The organism is Streptomyces venezuelae, from assembly GCF_008642315.1.
GTDB classification, from domain to species: domain Bacteria; phylum Actinomycetota; class Actinomycetes; order Streptomycetales; family Streptomycetaceae; genus Streptomyces; species Streptomyces venezuelae_D.
This window is the reverse complement of the sequence record NZ_CP029192.1, coordinates 4,989,276-5,007,337: the sequence shown is the minus strand read 5'-3', so window position 1 is coordinate 5,007,337 and position 18,062 is coordinate 4,989,276. Positions and strand designations below refer to the sequence as shown.

Annotated in this window: 16 protein-coding genes; 8 read left to right on the top strand and 8 right to left on the bottom strand. The window is 71.7% G+C overall.

The features are described 5' to 3' along the window. Window positions 1–146 precede the first annotated feature (146 nt). Both DEJ48_RS21945 and DEJ48_RS21940 read right to left on the bottom strand, forming a co-directional pair. A complete protein-coding gene (locus DEJ48_RS21945) occupies window positions 147–1,493 on the bottom strand; it encodes an MFS transporter (RefSeq protein ID WP_150217800.1) in 1,347 nt (448 codons plus the stop codon). Between the two features lie 70 nt (window positions 1,494–1,563). Further along, complete coding sequence (locus DEJ48_RS21940; protein ID WP_150169241.1) at window positions 1,564–2,001, bottom strand: MarR family winged helix-turn-helix transcriptional regulator; 438 nt, start codon at window positions 1,999–2,001, stop codon at window positions 1,564–1,566. 143 nt (window positions 2,002–2,144) lie between these two features. Here DEJ48_RS21940 and DEJ48_RS21935 point away from each other — a divergent pair, with 143 nt between their 5' ends. Then, complete coding sequence (locus DEJ48_RS21935) at window positions 2,145–2,327, top strand: ribbon-helix-helix protein, CopG family (RefSeq protein WP_079075028.1); 183 nt, start codon at window positions 2,145–2,147, stop codon at window positions 2,325–2,327. A 20-nt stretch (window positions 2,328–2,347) separates the two neighbouring features. Here DEJ48_RS21935 and DEJ48_RS21930 read toward each other — a convergent pair whose 3' ends face one another. Continuing rightward, entirely contained in the window at window positions 2,348–3,802 is a 1,455-nt protein-coding gene (locus tag DEJ48_RS21930) for an NCS2 family permease (RefSeq protein WP_150217799.1), read from the bottom strand. A 200-nt stretch (window positions 3,803–4,002) separates the two neighbouring features. Here DEJ48_RS21930 and DEJ48_RS21925 point away from each other — a divergent pair, with 200 nt between their 5' ends. Both DEJ48_RS21925 and DEJ48_RS21920 read left to right on the top strand, forming a co-directional pair. Further along, window positions 4,003–4,260, top strand: coding sequence for a DUF2530 domain-containing protein (locus DEJ48_RS21925; RefSeq protein ID WP_055568429.1), 258 nt, complete (start codon window positions 4,003–4,005; stop codon window positions 4,258–4,260). Between the two features lie 106 nt (window positions 4,261–4,366). Continuing rightward, the gene (locus tag DEJ48_RS21920) at window positions 4,367–6,769 is read left to right on the top strand and encodes a cation-translocating P-type ATPase (protein ID WP_150217798.1); all 2,403 of its coding nucleotides are present in this window, start codon (window positions 4,367–4,369) and stop codon (window positions 6,767–6,769) included. A 7-nt stretch (window positions 6,770–6,776) separates the two neighbouring features. On the opposite strand, the gene DEJ48_RS21915 is transcribed toward DEJ48_RS21920, so the two are convergent. From DEJ48_RS21915 to DEJ48_RS21900, 4 genes are all read right to left on the bottom strand, one after another. Next, on the bottom strand, window positions 6,777–7,616 hold the full coding sequence (locus tag DEJ48_RS21915) for a DUF5707 domain-containing protein (RefSeq protein WP_150217797.1): 840 nt from the start codon (window positions 7,614–7,616) through the stop codon (window positions 6,777–6,779). Between the two features lie 204 nt (window positions 7,617–7,820). Then, a complete protein-coding gene (locus DEJ48_RS21910; protein WP_150217796.1) occupies window positions 7,821–11,042 on the bottom strand; it encodes a sacsin N-terminal ATP-binding-like domain-containing protein in 3,222 nt (1,073 codons plus the stop codon). 170 nt (window positions 11,043–11,212) lie between these two features. Further along, window positions 11,213–11,656, bottom strand: a complete 444-nt coding sequence (locus DEJ48_RS39800; RefSeq protein ID WP_190537523.1) for a hypothetical protein — start codon at window positions 11,654–11,656, stop codon at window positions 11,213–11,215. Between the two features lie 47 nt (window positions 11,657–11,703). Beyond that, window positions 11,704–12,642: a DUF3027 domain-containing protein gene (locus DEJ48_RS21900; protein ID WP_150217795.1), complete on the bottom strand. Its 939-nt coding sequence runs from the start codon at window positions 12,640–12,642 to the stop codon at window positions 11,704–11,706. A 968-nt stretch (window positions 12,643–13,610) separates the two neighbouring features. Here DEJ48_RS21900 and DEJ48_RS21890 point away from each other — a divergent pair. The 4 genes from DEJ48_RS21890 (at window position 13,611) to DEJ48_RS21875 (ending at window position 17,185) form a co-directional block, all read left to right on the top strand. Further along, window positions 13,611–15,008, top strand: a complete 1,398-nt coding sequence (locus DEJ48_RS21890; protein WP_150221305.1) for an MFS transporter — start codon at window positions 13,611–13,613, stop codon at window positions 15,006–15,008. 75 nt (window positions 15,009–15,083) lie between these two features. Beyond that, window positions 15,084–15,593, top strand: coding sequence for a DUF2771 domain-containing protein (locus DEJ48_RS21885; RefSeq protein ID WP_150217794.1), 510 nt, complete (start codon window positions 15,084–15,086; stop codon window positions 15,591–15,593). 70 nt (window positions 15,594–15,663) lie between these two features. Next, window positions 15,664–16,290 (top strand): futalosine hydrolase, encoded by a 627-nt coding sequence (locus DEJ48_RS21880; protein WP_263399449.1) that lies wholly within the window; start codon window positions 15,664–15,666, stop codon window positions 16,288–16,290. Continuing rightward, window positions 16,280–17,185, top strand: a complete 906-nt coding sequence (locus DEJ48_RS21875) for a 1,4-dihydroxy-6-naphthoate synthase (RefSeq protein ID WP_190537521.1) — start codon at window positions 16,280–16,282, stop codon at window positions 17,183–17,185. The genes DEJ48_RS21880 and DEJ48_RS21875 overlap by 11 nt, the downstream gene beginning before the upstream one ends. A 42-nt stretch (window positions 17,186–17,227) precedes the next feature. On the opposite strand, the gene DEJ48_RS40965 is transcribed toward DEJ48_RS21875, so the two are convergent. Continuing rightward, window positions 17,228–17,611, bottom strand: coding sequence for a cold-shock protein (locus DEJ48_RS40965; protein WP_076685560.1), 384 nt, complete (start codon window positions 17,609–17,611; stop codon window positions 17,228–17,230). A gap of 194 nt (window positions 17,612–17,805) precedes the next feature. Here DEJ48_RS40965 and DEJ48_RS21865 point away from each other — a divergent pair, with 194 nt between their 5' ends. Beyond that, on the top strand, window positions 17,806–18,057 hold the full coding sequence (locus tag DEJ48_RS21865) for a hypothetical protein (protein ID WP_150217793.1): 252 nt from the start codon (window positions 17,806–17,808) through the stop codon (window positions 18,055–18,057). Window positions 18,058–18,062: the final 5 nt, after the last annotated feature.

Sequence of the window (18,062 nt, the reverse complement as noted above, 5' to 3'; positions counted from 1 at the left end):
ATCCCCGCACGACGGCCGCGGGCCCGTCGGACGGGCCCACGCCCGGTCTACAGGCCCGTGGTGGGCCGACGGCCTCACGATCCGACCGGCCGATCGGCCCGGCGGCACAGACCGGCCACCGTGACCCCGCTGCCCGCCGCCCGGCGTCACGCCGCCGTCGCGAGCTCGCGCTCCCTCGGTACGAACTGCACGTGCTGCCGGCCGCGGCGGAGGTCCACCTTCAGCCGCAGGTCGGCGGCGCGGGCCAGCATCAGGCCGACGCCGACCGCGGCGAGGGCGCAGACGAGACCGCCGACGGCCATGCTGATCCGCACGCCGTACGCGTCGGCGAGCCAGCCGAAGAGCGGGCCGCCGAGCGGCGTGCCGCCGGTGAAGACCATCATGAACAGCGACATGACACGGCCCCGCATCTCCGGGTCCGTGGCCATCTGGACCGAGGAGTTGGCGGTGACGTTCACCGTCAGGCCGAGGATGCCGATCGGCACGATCAGCGCGACGAACATCCACAGCTCGGGCGCGAACGCGGCCACGATCTGCAGCACACCGAAGGCGGTGGCCGCCCCGGCGAGGAGGCGCAGCCGCGACGTGCCGCGCCGGGCCGCGAGCAGCGCGCCTGCCAGCGAACCGATCGCCATGAGGGTGTTGAACAGCCCGTACATCCCCACGCCGCCGTGGAAGATGTCGTCCGCGAAGGCGCTCAGCCAGATCGGGAAGTTGAAGCCGAAGGTGCCGATGAAGCCGACGAGGACGATCGGCCAGATCAGCTCGGGGTTCTTCGACACGTAGTTCAGGCCTTCCCGCAGCTGCCCCTTGCCGCGCGGCTTGCGCGGGGTGTGGTGCAGCTCGGCGGTGCGCATCAGCATGAGGCCGGTGAGCGGCGCGAGGAAGGACAGGCCGTTGGCGAGGAACGCCCAGCCGGGTCCGACCGCGGCGGTCAGCGCGCTCGCCACGGCGGGGCCGATGAGGCGGGCGGACTGGAAGTTGGCGGAGTTCAGCGAGACGGCGTTGCGGACCTGGTCGGGTCCGACCATCTCGGACACGAAGGACTGCCGCGTCGGGTTGTCGACGACGGTGACGAGGCCGGTGAAGAAGGCCGCGAAGTAGACGTGCCAGACCTGGACGTGGCCGCTGAGGGTCAGCGCCGCGAGGAAGAGCCCGCTGAGGCTCATCGCGCCCTGCGTGAGGAAGAGCAGGTTGCGCTTGGCGAAGCGGTCGGCGATGACGCCGCCGTACAGGCCGAGGAGCAGCATCGGCAGGAACTGCATGGCCGTGGTGATGCCGACGGCCGCGGAGGAGCCGGTGAGGCTCAGCACCAGCCAGTCCTGGGTGATGCGGGCCATCCAGGTGCCGGTGTTCGAGACGACCGCGCCGGTCGCGAAGAGCCGGTAGTTGCGGATCTTCAGCGAGCTGAACATCGAGGTCTTGGCAGGGCGGACGGGTTTGTCGAGGGCGGTTGGTGCGGGGGCGGAGTCTGCTCCGGATCCCGTACTCAAAGCGGGTTCGCCTCCTTGGCGTACGTACGGCTCCCACGGGGTGCGGGAGTGCCCGCGGGGGGCCGCGGGACTACAGGTGCGCGAGCTTCTCCAGTACGGGAGCGGCGGCGCGGAGCCGCGCCCACTCGTCGTCGTCGAGGTGCTCGGCCAGGCCGGCGAGCCAGGCGTTCCGCTTGCGGCGGCTCTCTTCGAGCATGGCCTCGGCGGTCTCCGTCTGGGTCACCACCTTCTGGCGGCGGTCCTCGGGGTGCGGCTCGAGCCGGACCAGGCCCTTGGCCTCGAGCAGCGCCACGATGCGGGTCATCGACGGCGGCTGCACGTGCTCCTTGCGGGCGAGCTCGCCCGGGGTGGCGGAGCCGCAGCGGGCGAGGGTGCCGAGCACCGACATCTCGGTGGGGCTCAGCGACTCGTCGACACGCTGGTGCTTGAGTCGACGGGACAGGCGCATCACAGCGGAGCGCAAGGCGTTCACGGCGACGGCATCGTCACCATGGGAGAGGTCCGGCATGTTTGTTAGCGTAACTCATTACCCAAGCTAAAGACCACTTGGATTCCCAGAAGTACGAGACCGAACCATTTCGTCACCCGAACGAGTGAGGTGACTTCGGAAAGTGACGCACCGGGCTCGGGGGGCCGAGGACCCTGTCAGGCATGGGATCGCCAGTGCTCAGCCTGCGCATAGACGGTGAGCTGCTCGACCGGCTCCGACAGCACGCGGCCAAAAGAGGAATGAGCGTCCAGGACTATGTGGTCCGGACGCTCATTCGGGACGACTTCGACGAGCGCTTCAAGGCGTCCGTCGAGGAGACAGAGAAGTTCTACGGGGCTGCGTGAGCCGTGGTCCGCCGCGGCGGCTACGTCAGGTTCAGCGCCGGCATCAGGTAGTAGAAGGCGAACACCGCCGACACCGCGTACATCGCGACCGGCACCTCGCGCCCCCGCCCGGACGCGAGCCGCAGCACCGTGAAGGTGATGAAGCCCATGCCGATGCCGTTCGTGATCGAGTACGTGAACGGCATCATCAGCATCGTCACGAACGCGGGGATCGCGATCGTGTAGTCCGCCCAGTCGATCTGCCCGATGGACCCGGACAGGATCAGGAAGCCGACCGCGAGCAGCGCGGGCGTGGCCGCCTGGGACGGGACCATCGTGGCGAGCGGCGTGAGGAAGAGCGCGACGGCGAAGAGGCCGCCGGTGACGACGTTCGCGAAGCCCGTGCGGGCACCCTCGCCGACGCCCGCGGTGGACTCCACGAAGCAGGTGGTGGCGGAGGCGGACGAGGCGCCGCCCGCGGCGACGGCGATGCCGTCGACGAAGAGGACCTTGTTGATGCCGGGCATGTTGCCGTTGGCGTCGGTCAGCTTCGCCTCGTCGCCGATGCCCATGATCGTGCCCATCGCGTCGAAGAAGCACGAGAGCAGCACGGTGAAGACGAAGAGGATGCCGGTCAGGACGCCGACCTTCTCGAAGCCGCCGAACAGGCTGATCTGGCCGACGAGCCCGAAGTCCGGTGTCGACACGGGGTTGCCGGGCCACTCCGGGCTGGTCAGACCCCAGGACTCGCTCTTGAGCCCGGCCGCGGCGTGGATGATCATCGCGACGACCGTCATGACGACGATGCTGAGCAGGATCGCGCCCGGCACCTTGCGCACGAGGAGCACGAGGGTGAGCAGCACGCCGAGCACGAAGATGAGGACGGGCCAGCCGTTGAGGTGTCCGTCGGCGCCGAGCCGCAGCGGGACGGTGGTGTGCGCGATGTCCGGCATGCGCGAGACGAAGCCGGCGTCGACGAGGCCGATCAGCATGATGAAGAGGCCGATGCCGATGGCGATGCCCTTGCGCAGGCCCAGCGGCACGGCGCTCATCACGCGTTCCCGCAGACCGGTCGCCACCAGCAGCATCACGACGAAGCCGGCGAGGACGACCATGCCCATGGCGTCGGGCCACGACATGCGGGGCGCGAGCTGGAGGGCGACGACGGTGTTGACGCCGAGGCCCGCGGCGAGCGCGATGGGCACGTTGCCGATGACGCCCATGAGGAGCGTGGTGAAGGCGGCGGTCAGCACGGTCGCGGTGACGAGCTGCTTGTTGTCGAGCTGGTGCCCGTACATGTCCTTCGCGCTGCCGAGGATGATCGGGTTCAGCACGACGATGTAGGCCATCGCGAAGAAGGTGGCGAAGCCGCCGCGGACTTCCCTGGCGAGGGTCGAGCCGCGCGCGGTGATCTTGAAGTACCTGTCGAGGCCGCCCTGAGGGGGCTGCGGCTGCGGCGTTTTGGCGTCGACCGGGGCGCTGGCCGAGGGAGACATGCGTGACCTCATGAGCTCAGGGAAGGGAAAGATCGTTAAGCGGCGGAACTTGAGTGCTTTGTTTCTTCGTACGAAAGCAATCGGCCATTAACGAGCCGTTTCAGTATGAATACATGAAGCCGAAATCGCTATCTCCGCGCGTAGACCCCAGCGGGGCAACGGGTGTACACACCCCCGACCCCGCCTCGTAAGCTGTACCCATGGCGAAGTGGACCCCCAAGCACGAGGCGCCGGAGCCCCTGGAGGGCCCCGTGGTCTCCACCATCACCGGTGGCACGATCCTCTGGTTCGTCCTCTTCCTGGTCCAGCTGCCGTTCTACGGCTGGTTCGACGACCGCGACGCCACCTGGTGGGTGTGGACCTGCCTGGCCGGCGCGGGCCTCGGCCTCATCGGCATCTGGTACGTACGCAAGCGCGACGCCGCGATCAAGAGGTCGAAGGTCACACAGCCCCAGTAGCCCGTCGGCGGTCCGTACAACCACAGGACGGGACGCGTCCTACCCTGGTCGGATCTTTGGGGCATTCAAGGGGTGAAGCCGCAAGACCCCCCTTACCGTCGAATGCATGACGCATATCGACGCGGGCGCCGAGCTCGACCCGGTCCACCCGGTGCCACCACCCAAAGGGCGGGCCACCGGCCTGACCTCCGCGGAAGTGGCCGAGAGGGTCGCGCGCGGCGAGGTCAACGACGTACCGGTACGGAGTTCGCGCTCCCTGAGCGAAATCGTCCGGGCCAACGTCTTCACCCGCTTCAACGCGATCATCGGCGTGCTCTGGGTGATCATGCTGTTCGTCGCGCCGATCCAGGACAGCCTCTTCGGCTTCGTGATCGTCGCCAACACCGGCATCGGCATCGTCCAGGAGTGGCGTGCCAAGAAGACGCTGGACAGTCTCGCCGTCATCGGCGAGGCCAAACCCACCGTCCGCCGCGACGGACGGGCCGCCGAGGTCTCCGCCTCCGAGATCGTCCTCGGCGACCTGGTGGAGCTCGGGCCCGGCGACAAGATCCCCGTCGACGGCGAGGCCGTCGAGACCGACAGCCTCGAAGTCGACGAGTCGCTCCTCACCGGTGAGGCCGACCCCGTCATCAAGAAACCCGGCGACAAGATGATGTCGGGCTCGTTCGTGGTCGCGGGCGGCGGCGCCTTCAAGGCCACCAAGGTCGGCCGCGAGGCCTACGCGGCACAGCTCGCCGAGGAGGCGAGCCGCTTCACCCTCGTCCACTCCGAGCTGCGCACCGGCATCTCCACGATCCTCAAGTACGTGACGTGGCTGATGGTGCCGACCTCCATCGGCCTGGTCATCTCCCAGCTCGTCGTCAAGGACGACAACTTCAAGGAGTCCATCGCCTACACGGTCGGCGGGATCGTCCCCATGATCCCGGAGGGGCTCGTCCTCCTCACCTCCGTGGCCTTCGCGATCGGCGTCATCCGGCTCGGCCGCAAACAGTGCCTGGTGCAGGAGCTCCCCGCCATCGAGGGCCTCGCCCGCGTCGACACGGTCTGCCTCGACAAGACCGGCACCCTCACCGAGGGCGGCATGGACGTCACCGAACTGCGCCCGCTGGACGGCGCCGACGAGACGTACGTGCGCAAGGTCCTCGGCGCCCTCGGCGAATCCGACCCCCGCCCCAACGCCTCGCTCCAGGCGATCATCGACTCCTACCCCGACAGCGAGGAGTGGCGCTGCACGGAGTCGCTGCCGTTTTCCTCCGCCCGCAAGTACAGCGGCGCCTCCTTCAGCGAGGGCGACGGCACCACGTCGACCTGGCTGCTCGGCGCCCCCGACGTGCTCCTGCCCGACGGCGACGCCTCCCTCGCCGAGATCGAGGACCTCAACAAGCAGGGCCTGCGCGTGCTGCTCCTCGCCCGCGCCGACAAGGACCTGGACAACCCCGAGGTGGCGTCCGGCACGAAGGCCACCGCCCTGGTCGTCCTGGAGCAGCGGCTGCGGCCCGACGCCGCCGACACCCTGCGCTACTTCGAGGAGCAGAACGTCTCCGCGAAGGTCATCTCCGGCGACAACGCCGTCTCGGTGAGCGCCGTCGCGGGCAAGCTCGGCCTGCCCGGCGCCGAGAACACCGTGGACGCGCGCAAGCTGCCCACCGAGCGGGACGAGATGGGCCAGGCCCTCGACGACAACTCCGTCTTCGGCCGCGTCACCCCGCAGCAGAAGCGCGACATGGTCGGCGCCCTCCAGTCACGCGGCCACACCGTGGCGATGACGGGCGACGGCGTGAACGACGTACTCGCCCTCAAGGACGCCGACATCGGCGTCTCGATGGGCTCGGGCTCCGAGGCGACCCGCGCGGTCGCCCAGATCGTGCTCCTCAACAACAGCTTCGCGACGCTGCCGTCCGTCGTCGCCGAGGGCCGCCGCGTCATCGGCAACATCACGCGCGTCGCCACGCTGTTCCTGGTGAAGACCGTCTACTCGGTGATCATCGCGCTGCTCGTCGTCTGCTCGCAGGTCGAGTACATCTTCCTGCCCCGCCACCTGACGCTGCTCTCCACGCTGACGATCGGCGTCCCGGCCTTCTTCCTCGCGCTGGCCCCCAACAAGGAGCGCGCGAAACCGCACTTCGTCCGCAGGGTCATGCGGTACGCGATCCCGGGCGGCGTCGTCGCGGGCGTCGCCACGTTCGTGACGTACCTGCTGGCCCGGCACCACTACGACGGCGCGGGCGCGCGGGAAGCCGAGACCAGCGCGGCCACGCTGGCGCTGTTCCTGATCGCCATGTGGGTCCTCGCCATCATCGCCCGCCCCTACACGTGGTGGCGGATCGGCCTGATCGGCGCGATGGGTCTCGGCTTCCTGCTCGTGCTGACCGTGCCCTGGCTCCAGGACTTCTTCCAGCTGAAGCTGGTGGGCACGACGATGCCGTGGGCGGCGGTCGCGATAGCGGCGGTGGCCTCACTGGTCATCGAGGTCGTCTACCGCTGGGTGGACCGCCGCTTTCCGGCGTAGTCCCGGACTAGCGGACGTCGACGAAGTCGGCGGTCGACGTCACGGACGGGGTGGTGGAGGTACCCGCGAAGACGTACCGGAAGTAGCCGTCGGCCGAGGCCTTGACGGTGGTCTTCAGGTTGCCCTTGGTGTCGGACTTGATGGTCTTGAGGGTGGTGTAGCTGCTGGCACCCTTCTTCTTGTACTGCAGCTTCACGGACTGCTTGGTGTAGCCGGCGTACTTCGAGGTCTCCCAGTTGGCGCGGGTCAGGGCGCCGGTGACCGTCAGGGTCTTGCCCTTCTTGATGGGCTCGGGAGAAGCGTTGGTGGTGAGGCGGGCGGCGCGCTTCACAGAGACGTTGGTGGCGTAGGCGCCCTTCTGGACGTAGTCGCCGTCCTTGCCCTGGGCGAGCGTCCAGACCTTCCACTTGCCGGCCAGGACGTTGCCGTAGATGTTCTCCTTCGGGTCGGCGACGACCGTCACAGTGCAGGTGGACGTGGTCGCGTTCACGGCCCTACAGTCGCCGCTCTCCGACTTGGGGACCATCGAACCGTCGATGTGGTTCCGGTCGAAGGACGTGCCGTGCCACAGGAGCGCGGTGGCGTCCTCGATGCCGGTCGGGTCCGTCGCGGTGATGGCGATCTTGACCGTCTTCTTGGCGGAGGTGCCGACGACGATGTCCTTGCCACCGTTGACGGTGACCTTCGTGATCTTGGTGTCGCCCTCGCTGGCGTCGGCCGATGCCTTGGCGGCGAAGGTGGCGGCTTCCAGCGCCTTCGGGGCGTCCGCGGCCTGGGCGGCCGGAAGAGCGAGTGCGGAAAGGGCCAGGGTGCCGGACAGTGCGGCCACGGTGGCACGGATGCGCATGTGTTTCCCCAGGTGGAGAAGGGGACCCGCGGAGCGCGAGGCGCGTCACGCGGGTACCGAGTGATCTAGGAGTCTGTTGACTCGGAAGATCCGACTCCCAACAGGGGCGACTGGTTGTACACCACGTGAAGAAAATGTGACCGCGCTTCCGAACGTCACATTCGACGCCCGTAGACGCCCTATAGTGCGCCTCCCCTCCTTCCCTCAGTCGAACCAACGGTCCCGCGCCAGTTCCTCCGTGCGTGAGGGATCTTCGAGCAGCGCCGCCACCTCGAAGCGGCGCGGCCACTGGCCCGCGGCCCATGCGAGGCCCGCCGCCACGCCCTCCAGGGTCGCCGCGTGCACCGCGCCGTCCGGCGTGCGGCGCCAGTCCAGCTCCACGCCCCCGGCGACCAGCTCGTCGTACTCGACGTACGTCTCCGGCGTGCCCTCCCCCAGCAGGATCCGCACCGACTCGGGGACGTCGTGCTCGACGCCCTCCCCCGACGGCTCCACCGCCGCCGTCTCGCTGAGCCGCCGCACCTGGAAGAGCTCCGCCAGATCCGCGGCCCGGCCCGGCTGCACCGGCAGCAGCGCCACCCCGCCGGCCACCGGCAGCAGGTCGGGGGCGTCGGCGACCACCGCGTCCGCCGCGTCGACCACCACGACCTCGCCGTCCACCACCGCACGCAGCTCGTCGGGGAGCGTCACCTGCTCCGGGTCGAGGTCGGCCAGCGCCCCGTACAGCGCGTGGAGCTGGTCCGCGGAAACGGTCCGCTCCGGGTCCGCGAGCCGGTCGAGCAGCTCGGCCGCCCCGCCCGGCTCGGCCAGCAGGGCGCTCACGGACGTCCGCACGCCCAGCGCCCGCAGCACCTGCTCGTCCTCGAAGCCGGACGCGTCCGCCGCGTCGTACAGCCCGACGAGCAGCGGATCGCCGCCCTCCGCCCGCAGTCCGGCGGGCCGGCGGCCGCCGAGGACCGGATGCCCGCGCAGCCACCACGCCGTGTACGAACGGACCGTCTCCGTCGTCCCGTCCGGCAGCAGCACCCTCAACGGCTGCGTCAGCGCGTCCCGCAGCGGCGGGCGCGACAGCATGGCGAGGGCCTGCGGCCAGCAGTCGTCGTCGACCAGGTCCAGGTCCCGTACGGCGACGATCTCGGTCGCCACCGGCGGCACCGGCGTGTCGGGCAGCCGGTCGAGGACGTCCTCGCACCACACGTCCACGGCGTCAAGCAGACCCGCGTCGTCCGGCTCGGGGAAGTCCCCGTCACGGGGCTCCAGTTCATCGGGGTCGAGGACGACATCCGTGGCACGTACGAGAGCGAACCCGGCGAGCACACCACACGCGGCGAGCGGCTGCTCGCCCCACCGGTCGGCCAGTTCCCGGTCGACGAGCGCCAGTTCGTCGTCCCTCATGACCTGCGCGAAGTCGCTGCCGGGGAGGACGAGTTCGCCGGCGGGGGCGAGCTCGCCGTCCTCGTCGGGCAGCGCGAGCGCGGCCAGCCACGGCTCGTCGCCGGGCGCGAGGTTCGCGTCCCGTACGAGCGCGAGCACGACGTCCGCCAACTCCTCGGCGTCCAGGGCCTCCTCGTCCCACGTGTCGTCGTCGAGCGACGCGGCGACGGCGGCACGGACCTGCGGGGTCGTGAGGACGGCGCGGGGCGTGGCGGGCAGCGCTCCGAGCTTCTCCAGGAGCGGATGGGCGGCGTCCGGGTGGGCGATCTTCAGGCCGAGCCGGGCGAGGACGGCGGGGTCGGCGTCGCCGCCGTGCCGGTCGTCTCCGCCGGGGGTGGGGAGGAGGACCTGGCGGGGGCCGATGGTCGTGCGGGTGGCGCGCCCACCGGTCTCCGGTGCGCCCTCCTCGTAACCGTGCTGCGCAGGCGTCGGCCCGCCCGCCAGCGGCACCGGAAGGCCCGAGAGCCGGTCCGGGTCGACCCCGGCCAGCGTGTCGTACAGCCGCCGCCACCAGCCGGGCTCACGCTCCAGGCCCGCGAGCCGGTCCACCGCCTCCGTCAGCGCGATCCGCGCCACGCCCAGCGTGCGCAGCTCGGCGCGGCGCTCCAGACCCGCGGGCAGCAGGCACGGCAGCACCTCGGCGAGAACCCGGACCGTGTCGGCGCCCGCGCCCTCGACGACCTCCGCGTCACGCGGCCGCAGGGCCTCCGGCAGCTCGTCCTCGTCGCCCTCGGCGCGGGGCAGCGCGGGCGGCAGGAAGGCGGTGCGGGGCAGCCGGTCCAGGATGCCCTGGCGCAGCGCGCCGTCCAGCTCGCTCTTGCCGAGCGGCCCCGGCACGAGGGAGATGATCCCCTCGGTGACCGGCCGCCAGTCGGCGAGCAGTTCGACGTACGCGTCGGCGGCCCGCTGCACCAGGAAGTCGGTGAGCGGCCCCGGAGCGGCGTGCCGCCGCGCGGTGTCCAGCGGGAACGAGGCGATGAGCAGCGCCGGTACGCCCAGCGGCTCGTCGCTCGGCGTCGGCGCGTGCACGACGGGGCTGGTGACCGGCCGCTCCGGGGCGCCGTCGGCCCCCGCGGGCACGGCCCACGTCACCGACCAGTGCGGACGCAGCCGCTCCTCGACGGGCCGGCCCTTCAGGAGCGCGGGCTCGATGGGTCCCTGCCTGCTGACGGTGCGCCAGCGGGTCGTGCCGTCACGGCTGTCCTCGATGACGGTGTACGGGGCCTCGGTGCGGCGGCGCAGCGTGCGCGTCGTCCCGTCCGGGGTCTCGATGCTGACTTCTTCGAGCCCCGGCAGGGCGAGGAGCAGCGCGTCGTCGACGCCGTCGAGGAGGCGGGCGACGAGGTCCTCGGCGGCGGCGTCGCGCAGCGGCAGGATGACGACGGTGTCGTAGCCCTCGGGGGCGGTGCCCTCGGCGGCGAACGGGAGGCGGAGCAGCGGCACGTGACCGTCACGCCGTCGCACCTCGTCCCCGAGGCCCGGACTGAACCGGGCGGTCTCGGCGGCCAGTGCCCGCGCCTCGGACAGCGACCAGCGGACGCCGCCGGTGCGGCCGACGACGGCGGGCTCGTCGGAGACGGCGAGGACGGCTGCGAAGCCGACGCCGAAGCGGCCGACGGAGCCGGGGCGCCCGTCCGTGGCCGCCTCCGCCTCTCTCGGCTCCCGCTTCGCGGAGGCCCTGAGCGTGGAGAGGGACTCGACCCCGGTGGCGTCGAGCGGCGCGCCGCTGTTGGCGGCGGCGAGGACCCCGCCGCGCAGCGTCAACGCGAGGCGGCCGGGAACGCCCGCGCGGGCGGCGGCGTCCGAGGCGTTCTGCGCGAGCTCGACGACGAGGCGGTCGCGGTAGCCGCCGAGGGCGAGGTCCTCCTCGGCGTTGGCGTCCTCACGGAAACGGGCCGGGGCGGCCGCCCATGCGTCGAGTACTCCGCGGCGGAGGCGGGCGGTGCCGAAGGGATCCGTGCCCTCGGCCGCCGGCCGCACGTTCTTGCTCACGGTCGACTGTCTCCTCTGGGGGTGGGCCATGCATGCGTGGGGTGGGGCGACGTGCCTTGCGGGCGAACGCTACCGCGTCCGGGGAGGCGGGTCGGGGGCCGGACGGCCCGGCGAAATCCCGTGACGGCCGGACCGTCGGGTGAGGTGGAAAGCGACGCATGGACATCGCTCTACTCGAACAGCACCTGGAAGAGACGTTCGACCACGCCGTCGTGCACCACGGCTCCACCAACTACATGCGCGACTACGAGGTCATCATCCACGCGACGGCCGACCCGCGCACCGGCGTGCCCCCGGCCTACCCGCGCCACCTCTTCCGGTACTGCGTCGAGGCCCGCTGCGAGACGTCCCTGGCCGCCGACACCTGGCGGGAGTCGCTGGACGACCGTCTCCTGGACCACGAGAGTGCCGACCCGGACCTCGGCGGCTACGTCTGGGGCGTGCAGTGCCACGCCATGTACCCCGGAGCGTCGCTGGTCCGGGAGTCGAAGGCGGCCGAGCGCTGGTCCAAGGAGATCGGCATCGACTTCCACGAGGTGCGCATCGACACCAACGCACACGACCTGACGCTGGTCTTCTCCGACCTGGCGGTCGGCGAGGTCCCGGTGGGTCACGCGCCGTTCGTGACGGACCAGCCGCCGACGGGGTCAGCGGCCCGCTCCTACGAGTGCCCGAGGTCCTCGCCGGGGCCCTCCGCGCTCACGGAGCCGGAGTCCGCGCCGGGGCGCAGCGGCAGCACGTCCACGCGCGTCTCGTCGAGGACGGGCGGCGCGGGACGCGGCGGCTTCGGCATGACCGCAGCCTCCGAGTGGCCCCCGCACCCGTACGACAGCGACACGACGTGCCCGTCCGCGGGCCCGAACTCGTTGCCGCAGATGCCGAACGCCTGCCCGAGCGAGCCGCCGATCCGCACGAGGAAGCCACAGCTGACGCACGCGGCGGGCGCCGCCTGCGCCATCGGGGTCTTCGCCCCGTACGCCTCGTCCCAGCGGTCCGCCGCGACATGCAGCCCGTACCGCGAAAGGACCCTCGCCCGGCGCATGCCGAGCTCCTCGGCGACCGCGGCGATGGAGCCGCGGGCGGGCGGCACCGGCAGCTCGGCGGGCGGCCCCGCCGTCACCTCGGCGTCCTCCGCCTCGACGAGCTCGGCCATCTCCTCCGAGACCACGGAGTTCGGCGGCGGCTCCTCCTCGCCGGAGTACCCGGGCTCGAGCCGCAGGTCTTCCGCATCGGTCGGCAGCAGGTCGCCCGGACCCATGTCGCCCGGCCGGAGCCGCTCGCTCCACGGCACCCACTCGGGGGCGAGCAGCGCGTCGGGGCCCGGCAGCAGCACGGTCTCGTCGAGGGTGACGACCTTCGCCCGCGAGGCGCGGGCCACGGTCACGGCCCAGCGCCAGCCCCGGTACCCGAACTCCTTGCACTCGAACAAGTGCGTGACGACGCGGTCGCCCTCGACGACGACCTCGACATGCTCACCGACCACACCGGGCGCGGCGGCCTCCTCGGCCGCGGCACGTGCCAGGCCCACCGCCTCGGCGCAGAGGCGGTCGGGGGTACGCGGGGTGCGCGGGGTACGGCTTCGCGTTGTCGCTGCGCTCACAAGTATCGCTTCTCTCCTACGCCGTCTCACGAGTGCGCCACCTTTACGCGGGGGTGCGGACGGAGCGGACCAGAGGGCCGCGTCAACGTCCGCGCCCGACGTTCCGGGGCGCACCTACGTCACCCATTCTGCGGGATGACCGAGAGGCGCGCGGCCAAGAACAACCGCCGCAGGCGCGCTACGCACGCTACCTTCTCCTGGCCCCTGGGCCTACACCGACGTACGCCACCGCGCCCCGAGCCGCCCCCGCACCCCCCGCCCACACCCACCACACCACCCCACCGATACCCCCCCAAAACCCCCCGACGCCCCCTCCCCACACCACAACACCCGCCACGCAGCCCAGTGCCTCCCGCACCACGACACCCGGCACGCAGCCAGGGCCCCCCGCACCACGACACTCGGCACGCGGCTCGGGGCCTCCCCCGCACCACTGCACCCGGCACACGGCGCCCGGCACCGCATCCCTCCCCCGTCGCCGCTGCGCGGCGTTTTCCCCACCCACCCACCCTTTCCCCGCGTGGCGGGCGGGTGTGACGCCGCGGAGCGGCGGGGTGTTGCGCCCAGCGCACGGTGCGGGGCAAACGGGTGGGTGGGTGGGGAACCCGCCGCGGAGCGGCGAAGCACTCCCGCCCGGACGGCGCAGGGCAACCACCCCCACGCCCACCGCACGGTGCGGGGCAAACGGGTGGGTGGGTGGGGAGTCCGCCGCGGAGCGGCGGAGCATTGCGCCCACCGCACGGTGCGGGACAAGCACCCCCACGCCCACCGCACGGTGCCGGGCAAACGGGTGGGTGGGTGGGAAACCCGCCGCGGAGCGGCGAAGCACTCCCGCCCGGACGGCGCAGGGCAACCACCCCCACCCCGCCGCGGAGCGGCGGAGAGGCGGCGCCACGGGCTCACAGCCAGTATCCGTACTAGTGAGGCCCCCAACAGGGCACTATGACGGGGTGGCCCCCACCAGGTCGATGTCCGCAGGAACAGGAACCGTCTCGCCGGGCCCGGCGAGACGGACCGCCCGCGCGCTCGGCCGCGCGCTGCACCTCCCCTTCACCGGCACCGCCCGCGGCATCCGCAAGGCCACCCACGCCCACGGAGCGGGCGAGTCGGGCCTCGGCAAGCTCATCGAGCTGCACGCCGTGAACGGCGCGGGCGACGTCATGATCACCGTGGCGCTCGCCTCGACCGTGTTCTTCTCCGTGCCGACGGACGAGGCCCGCGGCCGTGTCGCGCTGTACCTGGCGATCACGATGGCGCCGTTCACGCTCCTCGCCCCCGTCATCGGCCCGCTCCTGGACCGCCTGCCGCACGGCCGCCGCGCCGCGATGGCGGGCGCGATGCTGGCGCGGGCCCTGCTCGCGCTCGTGCTCTCGGGCGCGGTCGTGTCGGGCAGCGTGGAGCTGTACCCGGCCGCGCTCGGCGTGCTGGTCGCGTCGAAGGCGTACGGAGTGGTGCGAAGCGCGGTCGTGCCACGCCTCCTGCCACCGGGGTTCTCCCTGGTCAAGGCGAACTCCCGGGTCACGCTCGGCGGTCTGCTCGCCACGGCCGTCGCGGCGCCGATGGGCGCGGGGCTACAGGCGGTCGGTCCGCGATGGCCCCTTTTCGGCGCCTTCGTGATCTTCGTCTCGGGGATGGTCCTGTCGTTCTCGCTGCCGCACAAGGTGGACTCGTCCAAGGGCGAGAGCAAGGCACTGCTCGCCGCGGACGAGGAGCACCTGCATCTGCACGCCCGCGCCGAGGCGGCCTCCGACACGTCCCGCAAACGGCGCCTCGGGCTGCGTACGGTCGGCCCCGCCGTCACCCACGCCCTCGCCGCGAACGCGTCGCTGCGCTGCCTGTCCGGCTTCCTCATCTTCTTCCTGGCGTTCCTGCTGCGGGAGCATCCGCTCGCGGGCCAGAGCGCGGCGGTGTCGCTCGGCATCGTGGGCGTGTCGGCGGGTGCGGGCAACGCGCTGGGCACGGCCGTCGGCGCCTGGCTGAAATCGCGCGCCCCGGAGCTGATCATCGTGACGGTGGTCGGGGTGGTGCTCGGCGTGGCGATCACGTCCGCGGTGTTCTTCGGGGCGGTGGGCGTGGCCTGCCTCGGCGCCTGCGCCGGCTTCGCGCAGGCCCTCTCCAAGCTGTCCCTGGACGCGCTGCTGCAGCGGGACGTCCCCGAGCAGGTCCGCACGTCCGCGTTCGCCCGTTCCGAGACGCTGCTCCAGATGGCCTGGGTGGTCGGCGGCGGCATCGGCATCGCGCTGCCGCTGATCGGGACGCTCGGTCTCTCGGTGGCGGCGGCGATCGTGGCGGTGGGCTGGCTGTCGACCGTACGGGGCCTGCTCACGTCGTCCCGCCGCGCGGGCCCACGACCCCGGGTCCTGTGACCACGCCCGCCTCGAACGGCACGCCCATGCCCCCCGCGTAACAGCACCCCCCGGCGCGCCCGATAGCCTTCGCCCATGACCTCCCTGCTCCGCGGCGGAGCCGCGAATGTGAACAGCGCGGCGCGCCGCCGCCGCACCGCGGCCGCTCTTGGCGCCGTCTCCGCCGGACTCCTCGTCCTCTCGGCCTGCGACAAGCCGACGCCGCTCGCCACCGTCACCGTCGGCAGCGACTCGGTGAACACCGAGGCCTCCTGCTACAACGACGGCAAGGAGCTCGAGGAGGCGCAGATCAAGTCCTGCCTCCAGGACAAGGACGTCAAGTCCGTGAAGATCGACCCGGACGAGAAGGTCCGCTTCGGCGTCGACCCGGAGATGGCCGAGAAGGGCTGGACGCTGCTGATGAACGGTCAGCCGCTGACCGAGGCCAGCAAGAAGACGTACGTCGTCATCCCGGGCAGCGTCTTCTTCAACCAGCAGTACGGCGGTGGCGGCAAGAAGTCGACCGTCAGCCTCCTCGAGGGCGGCAAGGGCTCGGAGTCCAAGGCGACGGGTCTGTGGTCGTTCAAGTTCGAGAAGGACTCCTGACCTGATCCCGCACGCCGCGCCCGCCCCGCGCGTCCTCGTCGCCACCGCCGTCCCCGCCGAACGGGACGCGGTGGCCGGAGCGCTGACGGGGGCGGCGACCGGGCCGTCGATCGACGCTCTCGCCGTCGGCGTCGGCCCCGCGGCCGCCGCGGCGGGCACGGCTACCGCACTCGCCCGTGCCGCTGCCGAGGGTCGGCCCTACGGCCTCGTCGTGTCGGCCGGCATCGGCGGCGGCTTCCCGCCCGACGCGCCCGTCGGCTCCCTCGTCGTCGCCGACGAGATCACCGTCGCCGACCTGGGCGCCGAGACCCCGGAAGGGTTCGCGCCCGTCACCGAGCTCGGCTTCGGCGCGGTCACCCACCGCCCGCCGCCCTCCCTCGTACGGGAGACGGCCGACGCCTGCGGTGCCGCGACCGGCACCGTCCTCACCGTCTCCACCGTGACCGGCTCCGCCGAGCGCGCCGCCGCCCTGCGGCTGCGGCACCCCCGCGCCCTGGCCGAGGCCATGGAGGGTTTCGGCGTCGCCGAGGCCGCCGTGCTGCACGGCCTGCCCGTCATGGAGATCCGCGCGATCTCCAACCCCGTCGGCCCGCGCGACCGCGCCGCCTGGCGGATCGGCGACGCGCTGTCCGCGCTGAGCGACGCGTTCGGGAAGTTCGCGCCGGTACTGAGGAGTTGCACCACACATGACGACTGATGGCCCCGAGAGCCCCGCGGCCCCCCTCGACCGCCCGCTGCGCATCGCGTACTCGCCCTGCCCCAACGACACGTTCGTCTTCGACGCGTGGGCGCACGGCCGGGTGCCGGGCGCGCCCGCCCTCGACGTCACGTTCGCCGACATCGACATCACGAACGGCATCGCGGAGCGCGCCGCGTCCGCCGCCGAGACGTCCGACCTGGACGTCCTGAAGGTGTCGTACGCCGTGCTGCCGTACGTCCTCGACGCGTACGCGCTGCTGCCCTGCGGCGGCGCGCTCGGCCGTGGCTGCGGGCCCCTCGTCCTCACCCGTGAGCCGGGCGTCGACCTGACGGGCAAGACGGTCGCCGTGCCGAGCGAGAAGTCGACGGCGTACCTGCTCTTCCGCCTCTGGGCCGCGGACACGCTGTCCGGCGGCGGTGTCGGCGAGATCGTGGTGCTGCCCTTCGACCAGATCATGCCCGCGGTACGCGACGGCAAGGTCGACGCGGGCCTGGTCATCCACGAGGCGCGCTTCACGTACCAGAACTACGGTCTGCACTGCCTCGCCGACATGGGCGAGCACTGGGAGTCGACGACGGGTCTACCGATCCCGCTGGGCGCGATCATCGCGAAGCGGTCGCTGGGCGCGGAGCGGCTGCGCGCCCTCGCCGACGCCGCCCGCACCTCGGTCCGGATGGCGTGGGACGACCCGGAGGCCTCGCGCGCGTACGTCCTGGAGCACGCCCAGGAGATGGACCCGGCGGTGGCGGACCAGCACATCGGGCTGTACGTCAACGAGTTCACGGCCGACCTCGGCGAGAACGGCTACGCGGCGGTCCGCGGGCTGCTGACCCGCGCCGCGGCCGAGGGACTCGTACCGCCCCTCGGTCCGGACGCTCTGTCGTTTCCCTAGCGGGACTTGAGTCCGGAGCGGCCCCGCCCCGGACTCCCCGCGCTACACGTCCAGCTGGTCGGCGACCGCCCGCAGGAGGCCCGCGATCTTCGCGCCGGACGCCTTGTCGGGGTAGCGGCCCTTTTCCAGCATGGGTGTGATGTTCTCCAGCAGCGTCGTCAAATCCTGGACGATCGAGGCCAGTTCATCGGGTTTCCGCCGCTGCGCGGCCGCCACCGACGGTGTGGGATCGAGAATCGCCACGGAAAGGGCCTGGTCACCGCGTTGGCCCGCGACCACGCCGAATTCGACGCGCTGGCCTGGCTTGAGTGTGTCGACGCCGGCGGGCAGTACTGAGGAATGCACGAAGACGTCGCCGCCGTCGTCGCGGGAGAGAAAGCCGAAGCCCTTCTCGCTGTTGAACCACTTGACCTTGCCGGTAGGCACGTGAAGTCCTCGTCCTCGTACTCGTCGTACTCGTCTGTGCCGGGCCCGCCCGTCGGGGGACGACGGAGCGAAAACGGCTCTGGATAGCACTACAGCGGGTCGCCCGACCCGCCAGGAACCAAGACTATTGGTCCGTGGGCCGGTGACAAGACGTCCCCGGATTCTTCCTTCGCGCTGGGAACTACCCTGGTCGGGTGCGTGACAAAACCCAAGCGAATTCCAGCGGGCCGGGCGACGGAATGGTCCGGACCGGAGCAATCGTCTTCTTCGTCGGAGCCGTGGCCACACTGGTCACGGTGGCCCCGCTGTTCCTGGGCACCGATCCCTTTCCGTCCATCGCGTACGCGGTGTGCATGCTGATGGGCATCGGGTTCCTCATCGCCGCGGCCGGGGTGCTGCGCGGCATCGCCTTCCAGCGACGGCAGGCCAGGACCGGCACCGGCTGACGCCG

Coding starts and splice junctions, on each gene's coding strand:
- DEJ48_RS21940 (WP_150169241.1), bottom strand. CDS start 2,001: ATGCCGGACCTCTCCCATGGTGACGATGCCGTCGCCGTGAACGCCTTG.
- DEJ48_RS21935 (WP_079075028.1), top strand. CDS start 2,145: ATGGGATCGCCAGTGCTCAGCCTGCGCATAGACGGTGAGCTGCTCGAC.
- DEJ48_RS21930 (WP_150217799.1), bottom strand. CDS start 3,802: ATGTCTCCCTCGGCCAGCGCCCCGGTCGACGCCAAAACGCCGCAGCCG.
- DEJ48_RS21925 (WP_055568429.1), top strand. CDS start 4,003: ATGGCGAAGTGGACCCCCAAGCACGAGGCGCCGGAGCCCCTGGAGGGC.
- DEJ48_RS21920 (WP_150217798.1), top strand. CDS start 4,367: ATGACGCATATCGACGCGGGCGCCGAGCTCGACCCGGTCCACCCGGTG.
- DEJ48_RS21915 (WP_150217797.1), bottom strand. CDS start 7,616: ATGCGCATCCGTGCCACCGTGGCCGCACTGTCCGGCACCCTGGCCCTT.
- DEJ48_RS21890 (WP_150221305.1), top strand. CDS start 13,611: ATGTCCGCAGGAACAGGAACCGTCTCGCCGGGCCCGGCGAGACGGACC.
- DEJ48_RS21885 (WP_150217794.1), top strand. CDS start 15,084: ATGACCTCCCTGCTCCGCGGCGGAGCCGCGAATGTGAACAGCGCGGCG.
- DEJ48_RS21875 (WP_190537521.1), top strand. CDS start 16,280: ATGACGACTGATGGCCCCGAGAGCCCCGCGGCCCCCCTCGACCGCCCG.